The 15,211-nt window shown below is 73.3% G+C and carries 11 protein-coding genes; 2 read left to right on the plus strand and 9 right to left on the minus strand.

The window, feature by feature from the left end; genetic code table 11:
• Window positions 1-25: 25 nt before the first annotated feature.
• Genes SGUI_RS14020 through SGUI_RS14030 form a run of 3 tightly spaced genes read right to left on the minus strand, consistent with a single transcriptional unit; the run spans window position 26 to window position 5,176 of the window.
• Entirely contained in the window at window positions 26-2,077 is a 2,052-nt protein-coding gene (locus tag SGUI_RS14020; protein WP_066641328.1) for a HelD family protein, read from the minus strand.
• Complete coding sequence (locus tag SGUI_RS14025) at window positions 2,049-2,756, minus strand: TetR/AcrR family transcriptional regulator (protein WP_066641329.1); 708 nt, start codon at window positions 2,754-2,756, stop codon at window positions 2,049-2,051. Before SGUI_RS14025 ends, SGUI_RS14020 begins: the two co-directional genes overlap by 29 nt.
• Entirely contained in the window at window positions 2,753-5,176 is a 2,424-nt protein-coding gene (locus SGUI_RS14030; protein WP_066641330.1) for a PEP/pyruvate-binding domain-containing protein, read from the minus strand. The genes SGUI_RS14025 and SGUI_RS14030 overlap by 4 nt, the downstream gene beginning before the upstream one ends.
• 83 nt (window positions 5,177-5,259) lie before the next feature.
• Here SGUI_RS14030 and SGUI_RS14035 point away from each other — a divergent pair, with 83 nt between their 5' ends.
• Window positions 5,260-5,565 carry a thiamine-binding protein gene (locus SGUI_RS14035; protein WP_066641331.1) on the plus strand — a complete coding sequence of 102 codons (306 nt, stop codon included), beginning with the start codon at window positions 5,260-5,262 and terminating at the stop codon, window positions 5,563-5,565.
• A gap of 123 nt (window positions 5,566-5,688) precedes the next feature.
• Here the strand turns inward: SGUI_RS14035 and SGUI_RS14040 are convergent, their stop codons facing one another.
• The 3 genes from SGUI_RS14040 to SGUI_RS14050 all read right to left on the minus strand — a co-directional run bounded on the left by SGUI_RS14040 (window position 5,689) and on the right by SGUI_RS14050 (window position 9,544).
• Window positions 5,689-6,972: an NRAMP family divalent metal transporter gene (locus tag SGUI_RS14040; protein WP_066643430.1), complete on the minus strand. Its 1,284-nt coding sequence runs from the start codon at window positions 6,970-6,972 to the stop codon at window positions 5,689-5,691.
• Between the two features lie 74 nt (window positions 6,973-7,046).
• Window positions 7,047-8,234 (minus strand): glycosyltransferase family 4 protein, encoded by a 1,188-nt coding sequence (locus SGUI_RS14045; protein WP_066641333.1) that lies wholly within the window; start codon window positions 8,232-8,234, stop codon window positions 7,047-7,049.
• A gap of 20 nt (window positions 8,235-8,254) precedes the next feature.
• Entirely contained in the window at window positions 8,255-9,544 is a 1,290-nt protein-coding gene (locus SGUI_RS14050) for an NAD-dependent epimerase/dehydratase family protein (protein ID WP_083190700.1), read from the minus strand.
• Window positions 9,545-9,688: 144 nt separating this feature from the next.
• Between SGUI_RS14050 and SGUI_RS14055 the strand changes: the two genes are divergently transcribed.
• Window positions 9,689-11,389, plus strand: a complete 1,701-nt coding sequence (locus SGUI_RS14055; protein WP_066641335.1) for an ABC-F family ATP-binding cassette domain-containing protein — start codon at window positions 9,689-9,691, stop codon at window positions 11,387-11,389.
• Between the two features lie 171 nt (window positions 11,390-11,560).
• Here SGUI_RS14055 and SGUI_RS14060 read toward each other — a convergent pair whose 3' ends face one another.
• The 3 genes from SGUI_RS14060 to SGUI_RS14070 all read right to left on the minus strand — a co-directional run bounded on the left by SGUI_RS14060 (window position 11,561) and on the right by SGUI_RS14070 (window position 15,194).
• On the minus strand, window positions 11,561-12,184 hold the full coding sequence (locus SGUI_RS14060) for a DUF6308 family protein (protein WP_066641337.1): 624 nt from the start codon (window positions 12,182-12,184) through the stop codon (window positions 11,561-11,563).
• A gap of 149 nt (window positions 12,185-12,333) precedes the next feature.
• Window positions 12,334-13,659, minus strand: coding sequence for a S1C family serine protease (locus tag SGUI_RS14065; protein WP_083190701.1), 1,326 nt, complete (start codon window positions 13,657-13,659; stop codon window positions 12,334-12,336).
• A gap of 44 nt (window positions 13,660-13,703) precedes the next feature.
• The gene (locus tag SGUI_RS14070) at window positions 13,704-15,194 is read right to left on the minus strand and encodes a sensor histidine kinase (protein WP_066641339.1); all 1,491 of its coding nucleotides are present in this window, start codon (window positions 15,192-15,194) and stop codon (window positions 13,704-13,706) included.
• Window positions 15,195-15,211: the final 17 nt, after the last annotated feature.

Here is a 15,211-nt window from a genome sequence, read left to right on the forward strand (position 1 = left end):
GGCGCACTTCCCGGTGGAGGTCGTGCTAGGCCGACGTCGGTCCCGCAGAAGAGACGGCGAGGGCGTCCGGCAACGGGTCGGTATGCACCACCGTCAGCCCGCTGACCGCGCGGGTGAGCACGACGTAGAGCCGGCGCAGGCCGGTCCGCTCATCCGGCTCGGCGGCGGCGATCGCCGCGGGCTCCACCACGACCACCTGGTCGAACTCCAGCCCCTTGGCGACCGTCGCGGGGACGAGGAAGACCCGCAGTCGCAGCGTGTCGTCGGCGTGCTCGCCGTCCATGACCTCGTGCCCGACCCCTGCCCCCGAGAGCGCGTCCCCGACGCGGCCCACCCACGTGTCCGGCACCACGACCCCCACCGACCCCTCGTGCGCGGCCGCCTCCTGCACGGCCCGCACGGCGCCCTCCACCGCCTCCTCGACCCGCACCACGTCGAGCCGTCCCGGGTTGGACCGCACCGACTCCGGCGGCGCGAGGTCGGGGGCCATCGACGGCAGCAGCCGGGCGGCGAACTCGATGACCGACGACGGCACACGGAAGCCACGGACGAGCTCCTCGAGGTGCGTCGACCCGGCCGAGAGCTCCTTGCCCAGGTGGTGCAACGACTCCTCCCACGACGTCGTCGACCACGGCGTCGTGCCCTGCGCGAGGTCGCCGAGCACGGTGAGCGAGCCCGTCGAGGCACGCCGCCCCACAGCCCGCAGCTGCATCGGCGAGAGGTCCTGCGCCTCGTCCAGCACGACGTGGCCCAGGCTCGGGGTGCGGTCGACCAGGTCGGTGAGCTCGTCGAGCAGCACGAGGTCCGCCGCGCTCCACCGGGCCGAGGCCGCCGACCGCGGGGGCCGCTCCCACACCATCGCGCGCTGGTCGTCGGCCAGGTGCTCACCCGTGGTGAGCAGCGCGGCGAGCACGGCGGCCGGCTTCACCTGCGGCCAGAGGTCCTTGACGTAGGCCTTCACCGGCGCGGACCGGGCGACGCTGTCCTGCACCCGGTCGTCCGGCGCGTCCCCGGAGCGCTCCATCGCCACCATGACCGCGTGCGCGAGCCGCTGGTGCAGCATCGCGCGGGCGGCGGCATACCCCACGCCGCGGGTGCGCAGCTCCTCGACCATCTCCTGCACCTGGTATGCCGGGACCCGCCACCGGCGGGACCCGCGCGGCACCACCAGCGCCTCGGTCGGGCTGGACACCTGCCCCCAGAGCGCGGCGCGCAGGACCTCCGCCATGCGCGCTTCACCCTTGAGCCGCGCGACCTCGGTGCTGTCGGTCGAGCGGACCGTCGCGCCGGTGGCGTCGGCGACGAGCTCCTCGACCGTGGTGTGCCGCACGGTGATCTCCCCGAGCGAGGGCAGCACCGCGCCGACGTGCTCCAGGAAGGCGCGGTTGGGCCCGACGACGAGGACGCCGGAGCGGGCGAGCCGGGCGCGGTAGGCATACAAGAGCCAGGCGGCGCGGTGCAGCCCGACGGCGGTCTTGCCGGTGCCCGGTGCCCCTTGCACGCACAGCGTGGTGGCGACGTCGGCGCGGACGATCTCGTCCTGCTCCGGCTGGATGGTGGCGACGATGTCGCGCATCGGCCCGATGCGCGGTCGCTCGATCTCGCGGGCGAGGATGCCGCTGCCACCGCTCTCCCCGGGCTCGCCGGTCCCCAGCCACTCGTCCTCCAGCGCGGTGATCTGGCCGTCCTCGACGCCGAAGCGGCGCCGGCGCTGGACACCCATCGGATCGGTCGGGGTGGCGCGGTAGAAGGGTGTGGACACCCCGGCCCGCCAGTCGACGACGACCGGGTCGCCGTCGGCGTCGGAGACGTGCCGGCGGCCGATGTAGAGCGCGTCCTCGGCGGTGTCGAGCCGACCGAAGAACAGCGTGGTGCCGGGGTCGTCCTGCAGCGCCTTCGCGCGCAGCCAGAGTGTCTGCGCCAGCGCCTCGCCGGCGAGGGCGTCGCCTCCGTCGGCGGTCAGGCTGAGTGTGTGCTCACGCATGCGCGCGAGCTCGTCGCGGGCGCGGGCCAGGTGGGCCTGCTCGGCGGCGAGGTCGGCCTGCGGATCAGGAGGATGGGTGGGGGCAGCGGGCATGACGGCTCACCTCGTCGTGGCGTCGGGAGGGGGAGGAGGAGCGAGCATACTCCTCCGGCGCCGGCCGTCTGCTCGACCAGAGCCCGTCACCGGTGAGCAGGGGCAGCGCCACCTCGTCCACGATCGCCACGACGATCTCGTCCGGGACCGGCGCGCCGTGCGTGATGAAGTGGTGCCGCAGCAGGGCCGACCCGGCCTCGAGCCGTCGGTCCGTCACGCGCGCCGGGTCGATCTCGCCGCGCGACACCGCCCGGTCTGCCACGAGGCGCAGGGCCCGCAGCGTGGTGCCGCCGGGAGGAGCTCCGGCCCGCCCGGCACGGGCCGGGTCGAGGAGAGACTCGCTGAGCACCGCCGCGAGGGCCTGCCCAGCAGGACCGGCGAGCTGGTCGGCGACCCCCCGCAGCAGACCCAGCAGGTCGCCGCGCAGGCTCCCGGTGTCGGCCGCCGCGTCGAGGTCGGGGAAGGCGTGCCGGACCGCCGCCATCGCCAGCTCGAGCCGGCTCGGCCAGCGGCGGTAGAGCGAGGCCTTGCTGGCCTGCGCCCGGAGGGCGACCCGCTCCATCCGCAGTTCGGCGAGACCCACCTCGGTGAGCTCGTCGAGCGCCGCGGTCAGGATCGCATCCTCGAGCTCGGACCCTCGGCGTCGGGGGCCGGTCCGGTGGTCCGCGCCGCTGGTCACGGCCCGACCGCCGGCGCGGCGGTCACGACGCCCGCGTCGCCGTCGACGACCACCAGCTGCCCGTCCCGCAGGGCTCGGGTGCCGGTGCCCGTGCCCATGACGGCAGGGACGGCATACTCACGTGCCACGATCGCGGCGTGCGACCCGACGCCTCCGGTGTCCACGACCACGGCCACGGCGCGCTGGAAGAGCGGGGTCCAGGACGGGTTCGTGTAGGAACAGACCAGGACGTCGCCGGGGCGGAGGCGGGCGAAGTCGGCGGGCTTGCGGATCACCCGCACCGGGCCGCTCGCGCGCCCCGCGCTGGCGGGGGTGCCCGTCACGAGGGCGTCAGGAGGTGCCCCGCGGGAGCGGCGGAAGGCGCCAGGCGCGATGAGCGGCACCGACGCCAGCTCCTCGCGGCGCGCCCGGCGGCGGTCGACGGTATGCCGCAGCTCGGCCGCCGCGTCCGCGGCGGCGTCCCCGAGGTCGCCGAGTGCGGCCACCTCCTCCCAGCGCAGGTGCCAGACGTCGTCGCGCTGCGCGAGGACGCCCGCCCCCGCCAGCCGACGGCCGACCTCCAGCATCACGGCACGCAGCACCGGGAGCACCCGGGTCGCCTCGAAGTGAGAGTCCTCGCGGAAGGCGATGCCCGCACGCGCGTCGTCGAGGAGTCCACGCACCGGCTCGCCCAGAGGCCCGCGGAGCAGCGGGTGCTCCAGCAGGTGCCGCTGCGCCGCGACCGCCTCGTGAGCCGCCGCGCCACCCTCGGCAGCCTCGGACCCGGCCGGCCGGTCGACGAGCATCCGGACCAGAGCCAGCACGGTCTCCGGCGCGTCCCGCCAGGTGGGGAGGGACAGGAAGAGCGGGCTCGCCGACTCGCGGTGCCCGAAGTCCCGGAGGACGGCATCCAGCTGCTCCCGGAAGCCGGCGAACCGCGGGTCGTCCAGCGCAGTCATCGGCTCCTGGGCGTCCAGCGCGGCGACGAGGTCGTCGTCCTCCCGGGCCAGGTCGGCGAGCTCCTGCAGGGCGTCGTTGGTGGCCTCGGTCCGGCTGCGTATGCCGCGGGTCAGGGCCGGCGACCAGCGGCCCAGGGCGAGCGCGGCCAGCCGCAGGCCGACGAGGTCGACCGCGGCCCGGGGCAGGTGGTCGACCCGCAGGTCGGTGACGAGGTCCAGCGCGGCCAGGGCGTCCTGGTGGGTGGCGAGCAGACCGGCCCAGTCCAGGCCGGCGAGGTCGGTGGCGTTCATCCGACGCACCCGCGCGTCGAAGGCCGCCCAGCGCGGGTCGTCCCACCACCGTGCCGGCCGGAAGCAGCGCAACCGGGGCAGGATCCGTGCCGGCGCGGTGAGGACCCGCGCCGTCGGTCGGGGGTGCGGCGGCACGAAGCGCTCGACCACCCCGTCGCGCTCGGGCAGGACGTCCGCGAAGGACACGGTCAGCCCGGGGATCTCCAGCAGCATCCGCTGCACCATCCGGCCGAGGCCGGGCGCGATCCACGCGCTGACGTCGAGCGGGTAGGGGCGGGCGGGGAGCATCTCCAGGATCTGCGGGCCGGTGAGTCGCTGCACCGGGGCGAGGTCCAGGGGAGGCGGCGGCAACGCCGTCATCGGGCGGGCCTGGAGCAGCGACAACCCCGATCCGGTGACCGCCCACTCGATGTCCTGCGGCCGGCCGAAGTGCTCGGCGACGCGGCGCCCGAGCGCCGCCAGGGCGAGCAGCGTCTCGTCCGGCACGACCGGCCCCGCGGACTCCCCGGCGGTGCGCTCGGTGACGCGGCCTCCGGCGACGACCGACGTCTCCGGGGTGACCTCTCCGGAGACCAGCGCCTCGCCCAGCCCGGGGGCGGCGTTGACGACCACCTCGTCGCGTGAGCCGGTCACCGGGTTGGCGGTGAACATCACGCCCGCCGCGTCCGCGGGCACCATCTCCTGCACCACCACGGCGAGGGCGACCGAGCTCGGGGAGATCCCGAGCCGCCTCCGGTAGGCGATGGCCCGCTCGGTCCACAGCGAGGCCCAGCACTCACGGACCGCACGCAGCAGCTGCTCCGTCCCGGTGACGTCGAGGTAGGTGTCCTGCTGCCCCGCGAAGGCCGCACCCGGCAGGTCCTCCGCGGTAGCGCTGGAGCGCACGGCCACCCTTGGCTCGCCCAGGTCGGCGTAGGCCGCCACGATCTGCTCCCGCAAGCCGTCAGGGATGTCGACGCCCGCCAGCTCGTGGCGGACTGCGCTGCCGTCACCGAGGTCGCCGGACACGTCGACGCCCGCCGCGACCTCGGCGTACCCCTGGGTCGTGACGACGAACCCGCGGGGCACGGGCAGACCCGCGTCGATCAGCTCACCGAGGTTGGCCCCCTTGCCCCCGACGAGCGCGAGGTCCTCCGCCCCGACCTCCTCCAGCCGCAGGACCGCCCTCTGCTGGCCCGGCTCCCTTCGCACGTGCTCCACCTCCCTGTAGTGAACGATTCGTACTCTACAGCCCGGCTGCGCGTCACGCAGCCCCCGGCACTAGCGTGGCCGCTATGCTCTTCGCCTTCTCCGTCGCCCCGACCCAGGCCGCCGACGACTCCGGCTCGGTGAGCGCAGCTGTCGCCGACGCCCTCCGGGTCGTCCGCGACTCCGGCCTGCCCTACGAGCTGACCTCGATGTTCACCACGATCGAGGGGGAGTGGAACGAGGTGATGCCGGTCATCAAGGCGGCCTGCGACGCCGTCGGCGAGCACTCGCCCCGGGTGTCGCTGGTGCTCAAGGCCGACCTGCGCCCGGGGTATACCGGTCAGCTCACCGAGAAGGTCGAGCGCGTCACCGAACGCCTCGCCGACGGCTGAGTCCCGCGTCCGGCGCTGCGCGACTGCAGCAGATATGTCGCCCGCCGACGCGATTCCACGACATGACCGGTGCAGTCGCGCCCTTCGGGCCACGGGGACGGTCTGCGACCGAGATCCTCGAGGTCAGGCAAGCAGGCCGAACTGCGAGGCCAGGAAGAGCAGCGTGAAGCCGACGAGGAAGACCAGGCCGACGTAGGACAGCACCCGCATGGTGCCCGACAGCTGGCGCTCGCTGCGGATGATCGAGAAGTTGAGCCAGGCGAAGACCGGCGCGGTGAGGAAGGCGCTGACCATCGCGAAGCGCAGCATGTCGGCCAGCGACGCGCTCATCCACACCACGATCGCCAGCGCGATGAGCGAGATCCCGGTGATCCACAGGTCCTTGGAGCGGCTGCTCATCTCCGGCCGCGAGCGCAGCAGCCGCACCGACTCGGCGCAGGCGCGGGCATACCCGTCGACGACGGAGATGACCGTGCCGAACATGCAGGCGAAGGCGATGAGCGCCATGAGCGGCACCGCCCACTGCCCGATGGCCGCGCCGTACATGCTCATGAGCTGCGGGATGTAGGCGCCGCCGGCCATCTGCAGCTCCTGGCCGCTGCCGTACTGCACAAAGACCCCGAGGCCGATGAAGAAGACCGCGAGCACGGTGGAGACGACGTAGCCAGTGTTGAAGTCGAAGAGCACGTCGCGCACCGCGAGCCGCCGCCCCTGCGCCTTGGCCTTGACCCACAGCGAGTTCAGCGCGCTGATCTCGATCGGCGCCGGCATCCAGCCGATGACCGCGACGAGGAAGGGGAGGGTCGCGAGGGTCCAGGGGGAGGGGTCCTCGAAGCCGGGCTGCCGGACCGCTCCCTGGCCCGCCGCCATGACCACCGCGACGACGGTCGAGAGGGCGAGGGTGACCATGATGATCTTGGTGACGCCGTCGAGGGCCTTGTAGTGGCCGCCGACGAGCAGCACGAGGGTCACACCGAGCAGCACCGTCGCGAGCAGGGGCACGCCCAGGCCCCACGACGCGGGCAGCAGGTAGGCGAGGATCACGGTGCACAGCAGCGCGACGCCGGCGGTGGAGATGACCGAGGACACGGCGGCCAGCACGAAGAACACCCAGAGGTATGCCTTCCCCCGCCGGGCATACCCCTCGACCAGGCTGCGTCCGGTCTCGGCGGCGTACTGCGGGCCGAAGCGGAAGAAGGGGTACTTCAGCACGTTGGCCAGGACGATGAGCCAGACGAGCTGCCAGCCGAAGAGCGCCCCGGCCTGGGTGGAGGAGATGAGGTGGGAGGCGCCGATCGCGGCCGAGGCCGCCAGCAGCCCCGGCCCCATCGCCGCCCACCGGCTGCCCCAGGTGGACCGCGCCGAGCGCTCGCGCCCCGTCGTGGTGGAGTCCCCGTCGATCACCATGGCCCGCACGCTAGCACCGCGGCGGCTCGCTGCGGCCTTCCCGACCTGGAGCCACCTCGCCCCGGAGGCCCGGCTCAGCGCAGGTCGCGGTGCTGCCGGGCGCGCAGCGGCTTGACGACCGGCCGCCGGCCCCGGTGCCGCTGCACGGCCAGCTCGTAGGACTCCACGAGCGACTCGGTCGAGGCCCGCCAGGAGTGGGTCTGCGCGTCGGCCCGTGCGGCCGCGCCCATCCGCCCCTTGATCCCGGGCTCGAGCAGGAGGCGGCGCAGGCGGTCGGCATACCCCGCCGTGTCGCCGGGCTCGACGAGGAAGCCGGTCTCGCCGTCCTCGATGACGAAGGGGATGCCCCCGGCGCGGGCGCCGACGACCGGCACACCGCTGGCCATGGACTCCAGCGCCACCAGGCCGAGCGTCTCGGTGGTCGAGGGGAAGGCGAAGGCGTCGGCGCTGGCGTAGGCCGCCGCGAGCTCCTCCCCGGCGAGGTAGCCGGTGAAGACCGTGGGGGTCCCGGCGAAGAGCTTCTCCAGCTCGGGCCGCGCCGGACCGGACCCGACGAAGGCGAGCCGGACCCCGTCGGCCGCCAGCTCACGGATCGGCTCCAGCAGCTGGTCCAGGTCCTTCTCCCGCGACAGCCGGCCGACGTAGAGCACCAGCGGCGCCTCGGGATGGCCCCCGGTCAGCCGCTCGCGCATCTCGGGATCGCGCCGCGAGGGGTGGTAGCCGACGGTGTCGACCGCCTTGGGCCACAGGTCGACCTCGCGGATGCCGACCTCGCGGGCGCGGGCGACCATCTGCGCCGAGGTGCACAGGTTGACCTCGGCGAGGTTGTGCATCCCCGTGATCCAGGCCTGGCTCGGCGCCCGCAGCAGGGAGAGCCCGTTGCCGAGACGGGTGGTGTAGGACGGCACGTCGGTGTGGAAGCTGGCGAGCAGCGGCAGGTTGCGGCGCCGCGCCGAGATGACGCCGTAGGCCGCGAGCCACACCGGGTTGACCGCGTGCACGATGTCGGGGTGGAAGGCCTGCATCTCCCGCGCGATGCGGGCGGTCGGCAGGCCGACCATGATCTCGGGATACCACGGCTGGAAGGACACCGAGCGCACCTTCACGACGCGGTGCGGCCCGTGGTGGGTCGGCGGCTCGCCCGGGGCGAAGACCAGCGCCTCGTGCCCCAGCTCGGTCAGCTGGTCCAGGGTGCGGGTGACGCGGGTGACGACGCCGTCGACCTTGGGCAGGAAGACCTCGGTGAACAGCGCGATCCGCATGGGGTATGCCTGGGCCCGCGTCAGGCGGGATGCTCCGCGCGGTCCCCGGCGCGGTCCCCGGCGGTCGCCTCGCCGCGGCCCTCGGTGGACACGGGGGCACCCGCCCCGGCGAGCGCGGCGCGGGAGGCCGGGACGCCGGCCTCCTGGGCCGAGGTCCAGGTCGAGGTGCACGGGATCTTGTCGAGGTCGGCGCGGTCGGCATACCGCCGGGCGACGTCCTCCACCTCCATGAGCAGGCCCTCCTCGAGCAGCGTCGGCTCCAGGCCGAGGTCGAGGAAGGTCTCGTTGTGCACGTGCAGCTCGTTCTCCGCCGCCTCGTGCCGCGGGTTGGGCACCAGCTCGACCTCGGCGTCGCTGATCCGCGCGACCAGCTCGGCGAGGTCGCGCACCCGGTGGGTCTGGGTCATCTGGTTGAAGATCTTGACCCGGTCGCCGCGGGCGGGCGGGTTCTCGACCGCGATCTGCACGCAGCGCGCCATGTCGCGCAGGTGGATGAAGGCTCGGGTCTGGCCGCCGGTGCCGTGCACCGTGAGCGGGTAGCCGACCGCCGCCTGCATGAGGAAGCGGTTGAGCACCGTGCCGTAGTCGCCGTCGTAGTCGAAGCGGTTGATGAGCCGCTCGTCGCGCAGCGTCTGGTCGGTGTGCGTGCCCCAGATGATGCCCTGGTGCAGGTCGGTGATCCGCAGCGCGTCGTTCTTGGCGTAGTAGGCGAAGAGCTGCTGGTCCATGCACTTGGTCATGTGGTAGACCGAGCCCGGGTTGGTGGGGTAGAGGATCTGCTGGTCGACCTGCGCGCCGTCGTCACCGGAGATCTGGACGTCGAGGTAGCCCTCGGGGATCGCCATACCGGCGGTGCCGTAGCCGTAGACTCCCATGGTGCCGAGGTGCACGAGGTGCGCGTCGAGGCCGGTCTCCACCAGGGCGCACAGCAGGTTGTGCGTGGCCCCGGTGTTGTTGTCGACGGTGTAGCGCTTGTGCCGCGGCGACTTCATCGAGTAGGGCGCGGAGCGCTGCTCGGCGAAGTGCACGACCACGTCCGGGCGCTCGGTGTCGAGGAAGGAGCGCAGCCCCTCGTAGTCCTGCGCGAGGTCGATATCGCGGAAGCGCATCTGCTGCCCCGACACCTCGTGCCACGCGGCCAGCCGCTCCTCGATGCCGGCGATGGGGGTCAACGACTGCGCCCCGAGCTCCTCGTCGATCCGGCGCCGGACGAGGTTGTCGACGATGACGACCTCGTGGCCGAGGTCGGACAGGTGCAGCGCCGCGGGCCAGCCGCAGAAGCCGTCGCCGCCGAGCACAGCGATCAACACGTGGGGAGCTCCTTGCCGTCGGGCACGCACCGGTCGGCGCGTGGGGGTCAAGGTATCAATGCCGCCCGGGTATGCCGTGTGCCGCGGCTGGCGGCGCGGTGAAAAGGGCTGGGGCGCCCGCGCCGGACCAGGCACGATGGGGGCATGGGACACGTCGACGTCGCCGCGGTGGGCTACACGCTCCCCGACGGCAGGCCGCTGCTGCGCGACATCGGCCTGCGCCTCGGCGACGGGGCACGGGTCGCCCTGGTGGGACCGAACGGCAGCGGCAAGACCACGCTGCTGCGGATCGTCGCCGACGAGCTGCGCCCGCACGAGGGCTCGGTCTCGCGCAGCGGCGGGCTGGGGGTGATGCCGCAGTTCATCGGCACGATGGGGCGGGACACCGCCGGGGCCGAGCCGCCCACGGTGCGCGACCTGCTCGTGTCGGTGGCGCCGGGGCGGATCCGGGACGCGGCGCGGGCGCTGGAGGCCGCCGAGCTGGCGATCATGACCGTCGACGACGAGCCGGCCCAGCTCGCCTACGCCCAGGCGCTGGCCGACTGGGCCGACGTCGGCGGCTACGAGCAGGAGACGCTCTGGGACGTGTGCACGGTCGCGGCCCTGGGCACACCGTTCGAGCAGGCGCAGTGGCGGGGCACCGACACACTGTCCGGCGGGGAGCAGAAGCGGCTGGCGCTGGAGGCGCTGCTGCGCGGGCCGGACGAGGTGCTGCTGCTCGACGAGCCGGACAACTACCTCGACGTGCCGGCCAAGCGCTGGCTGGAGGAGCAGCTGCGCGCCAGCCCGAAGACCATCCTGCTGATCAGCCACGACCGGGAGCTGCTGGCCCAGGCCGCGACCCGGGTGGCGACGCTGGAGCCGGGCGCGGCGGGCAGCACCCTGTGGGTGCACCCGGGCAGCTTCGCGACCTGGCACCAGGCCCGCGAGGAGCGCAACGCCCGGCTGGAGGAGGCCCGGCGCCGCTGGGACGAGGGACACGCCAAGCTCCGCGAGCTCATGCTGCGCTACAAGGCCAAGGCGGCCTACAACGCCGACATGGCCAGCCAGTACCAGGCGGCCCAGACCCGGCTGCGTCGCTTCGAGGAGGCGGGGCCGCCGGAGGCGGTCGCGCACGAGCAGCGGGTGCGGATGCGGCTGCGCGGCGGCCGGACCGCCAAGCGGGCGGTGATCTGCGAGGACGTCGAGCTGACCGGGCTGATGCGGCCCTTCGGCCTGGAGGTCTGGTACGGCGACCGGGTCGCGGTGCTCGGCTCCAACGGCTCGGGCAAGTCGCACTTCCTGCGGCTCCTCGCGGCCGGTGGCAGCGACCCCGAGCCGGAGCACCGGCCGGTCGGTGACGTGGTGCCGGCGCCGGTCGGGCATACCGGCGTGGCGCGGCTGGGCGCCCGGGTGCGGCCCGGCTGGTTCGCCCAGACGCACGACCACCCGGAGCTGCGCGGGCGGACGCTCCTGGAGATCCTGCACCGCGGCGACGAGCACCGGCGGGGTATGCCGCAGCAGGAGGCCGCGCGGGTGCTCGACCGCTACGAGCTGGCCCGGGCCGGCGAGCAGCGCTTCGACTCGCTGTCCGGCGGGCAGCAGGCGCGGGTGCAGATCCTGCTGCTGGAGCTGTCCGGCGCGACCCTGCTGCTGCTCGACGAGCCGACCGACAACCTCGACCTGCACTCGGCCGAGGCGCTGCAGGCGGGCCTGGAGGCCTTCGAGGGCACGGTGCTCGCGGTCACCCACGACCGGTGGTTCGCCGACTCCTTCGACCGCTTCGTCGTCTTCGGCGCCGACGGGCGGGTGCGGGAGACCGACGGACCGGTGTGGGAGGAGATCAGGGTCGATCGCGCCCGGTAGCGGGCATACCGGCGTCGTTCCCGGGTCTCGGCCGCACCGAGCGCCGGTATGTCACTCAGCAGCCTGCTCGAGGAGGCTCCTGAGTGACATACCGGCGCTCAGATGACGTGGGGGCTGTCAGTTGCGGGCACCGGGTCTGGTCGGCACCCCCTCCGGCCGGTATGCCCACCCTCAACGTGCGGAGCCCTCACGCCACACGATCACGTCCGCGATTCGCAAGAGCGAGATGTCGCTCAACCCGGCTGCGCCCCGGAGTCTGGTCAGGTGGTCGACGAACTCCGCGTCCCGGAACATGTTGGAGAAGGCCGCCCACTGCCCACGTGAGTCCTGCGCCCCGAACTGCTGACGAACCACTTCGTCGTAGACAGGGATGAGATGGGGTCTCTTCCGAGCCAGAAGCTTGCTGGTGCGAACAGGACCGAACGCGGGCAGGCGTCGGAGCGCGCCCCAAAGATCTCTGGCGGGTCCGCCCTCCTCGAGCAGCCATCGATCATGGGACCGCGTGATGTTGGCGCTCCGGGGGATGTCGGCCAGCAGCTGCTCCACCTGAGAGGGATCCTCCAAGAGCTGGCGCGCGGCCCTGCCACTCACTGGCACCGAGAGCATGGACAGGGCCACCAGGTCATCGGTCGTGATCGAGTCGGCGATATCTTGGCGATCACCCCCACCGCCCAGCCGCTCGAAGTAGGAGCCGGTGTAGGCAGTGGCGGTGAAGTAGTCAGTTAGGTGCTGTAGTGCGTCCTCGAGACGGTGCGGTGTGAGGATGTCGGGCGTGGTCCACGTCGGGGCAGTCATTCATCCACGCTAGCCACGGGAGAGGTATCCGGCACGAATTCGAAGAGACTTCCAGCCGGGCACACTGACTGAGCGCCGGTATGTCACTCAGCAGCCTGCTCGAGGAGGCTCCTGAGTGACATACCGGCGCTCAGATGACGTGGGGGCTGTCAGCCCTCCTCGTCCGGCCGGGTGACCAGGGTGACGGTGACCTCGGCCCGCTCGCCGTCGCGGATGTAGGCGATCTTCGCCTCGTCGCCGGCGCCGCGCTCGCGGACCTGGCCGACGAGGGCGGTGGCGCTGGTGACGGGCTCGTCGTCGATGGCGACGATGAGGTCACCGCTCTCCAGGCCGACCGCCGACGCGGGGGAGTCCGGCTCCACCTGGGTGACCGCGGCACCGGAGACCGTGGCGCCGTCGGCCTGCGCCTGGGCGTCGTCGAGGCCGACCCCGAGGAAGGCGTGCGTCGCGGTGCCGGTCTCGATGAGCTGGTCCGCGATGAGCTGGACCTTGCCCGAGGGGATGGCGAAGCCGATGCCGATGGAGCCGCTCTGGCCGCCCATGCCGGAGCCCAGCGAGGCGATCGAGGAGTTGATGCCGACCAGCTCGCCGGCGGCGTTGACCAGGGCGCCGCCGGAGTTGCCCGGGTTGATCGCGGCCGAGGTCTGGATCGCGTTGGTGAAGACGGCGGCGCCCGGGTCGCTGGGGTCCTGGGACGAGCCCTGCGTGGTGACCGGCCGGTCCAGCGCGCTGACGATCCCGGTGGTGACGGTTCCGGACAGGCCCAGCGGGTTGCCGACGGCCATGACCGGGTCGCCCACGCCCAGCGCGGAGTCGTCGCCCACGGCGATCGGGGTGAGCCCGTCCGGCACCGAGTCCATCTTGATGACGGCGAGGTCGCTCGAGGGGTCGGTCCCGACGACCTCGGCGGGGTAGGAGCGCCCGTTGGGCAGGGTGACCTGCACCTCCTGGGCGCCCTCGACGACGTGCGCGTTGGTGACGATGTGGCCCTCGGTGTCCCACACGACACCGGACCCCGCGCCCTCGCCGTTCATGCCGGCGACGGCTATCGAGACCGTGCTCGGGGTGACGGCGTCGGCGACCGAGCCCCAGTCCTGCTCGCCGGTCAGCGAGACCGTCGTGCCCCGGGCGTCGCCGGAGGCCTGGTCGTCCTCGGAGTCGGCCACGCTCTGCTCGGCGACGGTGCCCGGACCGTCCCCGGCGAGCTGGATCGCGGCATAGGTCCCGCCCGAGGCGAGCAGCGCCGCGAGCACGCTCGCGACGGCGATGTCACCGACCCGTCGGCGCTCGCGCCGGGGAGCGGGAGGGGTGGTGGTGGGAGGCGCGGCCTGGTGCGCGGTCGTGTCGTCCGACGAGGCCTCGGTCCGCACCGGCGGGACCGGTGAGGTGGCGTCCGAGGAGAGGGGACCGGTCGCGTCCTGCTGCTGCGCCCGGTCGGAGGAGTAGCCCTGCGGGTCCTGCTGTGGCGTCGTCATGGTCCGATGACATCACGCGGACGTCGGCACAGCCTGGGTGCGGGCTATGAGTTTGCTGGACGCGCCGGCGCGGGCAGCTCGACGCGGAACGTGGCCCCGCCGCCGCGCGTAGGGGTATGCCTGACCGAGCCCTGGTGGCGCCCCACGATGGCGGCGACGATCGCCAGCCCCAGCCCGGTGCCGCCGGAGGCGCGGCTGCGCGACTTGTCGGCGCGGTAGAAGCGCTCGAAGACCCGGTCGGCGGTGTCCTCGGACAGGCCCTGCCCGTGGTCACGCACCTCGACGACGACCTGCTCGCCGACGCGCCCCACCGCCACCTCGACCGGCGTCCCCGCCGGGGTGTGCGCCAACGCGTTCGCGACGAGGTTGGTGAGGACCTGGCGCAGCGCGCCGTCCTCGCCGACGACCACGGGCACCGAGTCCGGGTCGGTCCCGGGCAGCGGCACGAGCCGCACGCTGCGCTCCGGCGCCCGCACCCGCGCGTCCTGCACGACGTCGGACGCGAGCACCGTGAGGTCGACCCGGGTGGGGGCCATCTCCGGCTGCGAGTCCCACCGCGTCAGGGTCAGCAGGTCCTCGACGAGCCGGGTCATCCGGGTGGCCTCGTCCTCGATCCGGCGCATCGCCCCGGCGACGTCCTCGGGGTCGGACATGGCCCCGAAACGGTGCAGCTCGGCATACCCCTTGACCGTGGCGAGCGGGGTCCGCAGCTCGTGCGAGGCGTCCGCCACGAAGTCGCGCATCCGCTGCTCGGAGGCCTCGCGGACCGCGAAGGAGTGCTCGATGTGCGCGAGCATCGCGTTGAGCGACTCCGAGAGGGAGCCGACCTCGTCGCGGGCGCCGGGCGGGGGGATGCGCCGGGTGAGGTCGCCGGCCGCGATCGCCGCCGCGGTGTCCTCCATCCGGCTGAGCGGGCGGAAGGCGCGGCGCACGGCGAACCAGCCGAGCACCCCGACGAGCACCATCGTCGTCAGCCCGATGACGAAGGTGAGGAAGGCCAGCTGCCGGACCGTGCTGTCGACCTCGTCCAGCGGCAGCGCCACCGCGATGGTGCCGGAGACCACCTCCTGGCCCTCGTTCATCGGCAGCGCCAGCACCCGCCAGGTGCCGACGCCCTCGGTGCTGCCGACGGTGAACGGCGTCCCGAGCCGCTCGTCGTGGGTGGTGACCCGGTGCAGGTCCGGGGTGTCCTGCATCCCGCGCGAGGCGAGCGGGACGGTGCGCGCCGAGGGGTCGTTGGGCGTGTAGAGGATGTAGTAGGAGTTCGGCGGCAGCCACAGCTCGGCGCTGGTGCTCTGCTGCCCCGTCGCCTCCTCGAGCAGCTGCGCGGAGACCCGCTGGGCGAGCGGGTTGATGTAGGTCTCGAGGTCGGCGTCCACCCGGTCCACGAGGTAGCCGCGGAGCATGGTCATGGTCACCGAGGTCGTGAGCAGGTAGGCCGCGAGCACGAGGAGCACGAGCACCGTGACGAGCCGTCGGGTCAGCGACAGCCCGTGGAGCTTGGTGTAGGCGGCGCGGCGCAGGTGCTGGAGCACGGGAGGGGTATGCCGCC

Source organism: Serinicoccus hydrothermalis, from assembly GCF_001685415.1.
Taxonomy (GTDB): domain Bacteria; phylum Actinomycetota; class Actinomycetes; order Actinomycetales; family Dermatophilaceae; genus Ornithinicoccus; species Ornithinicoccus hydrothermalis.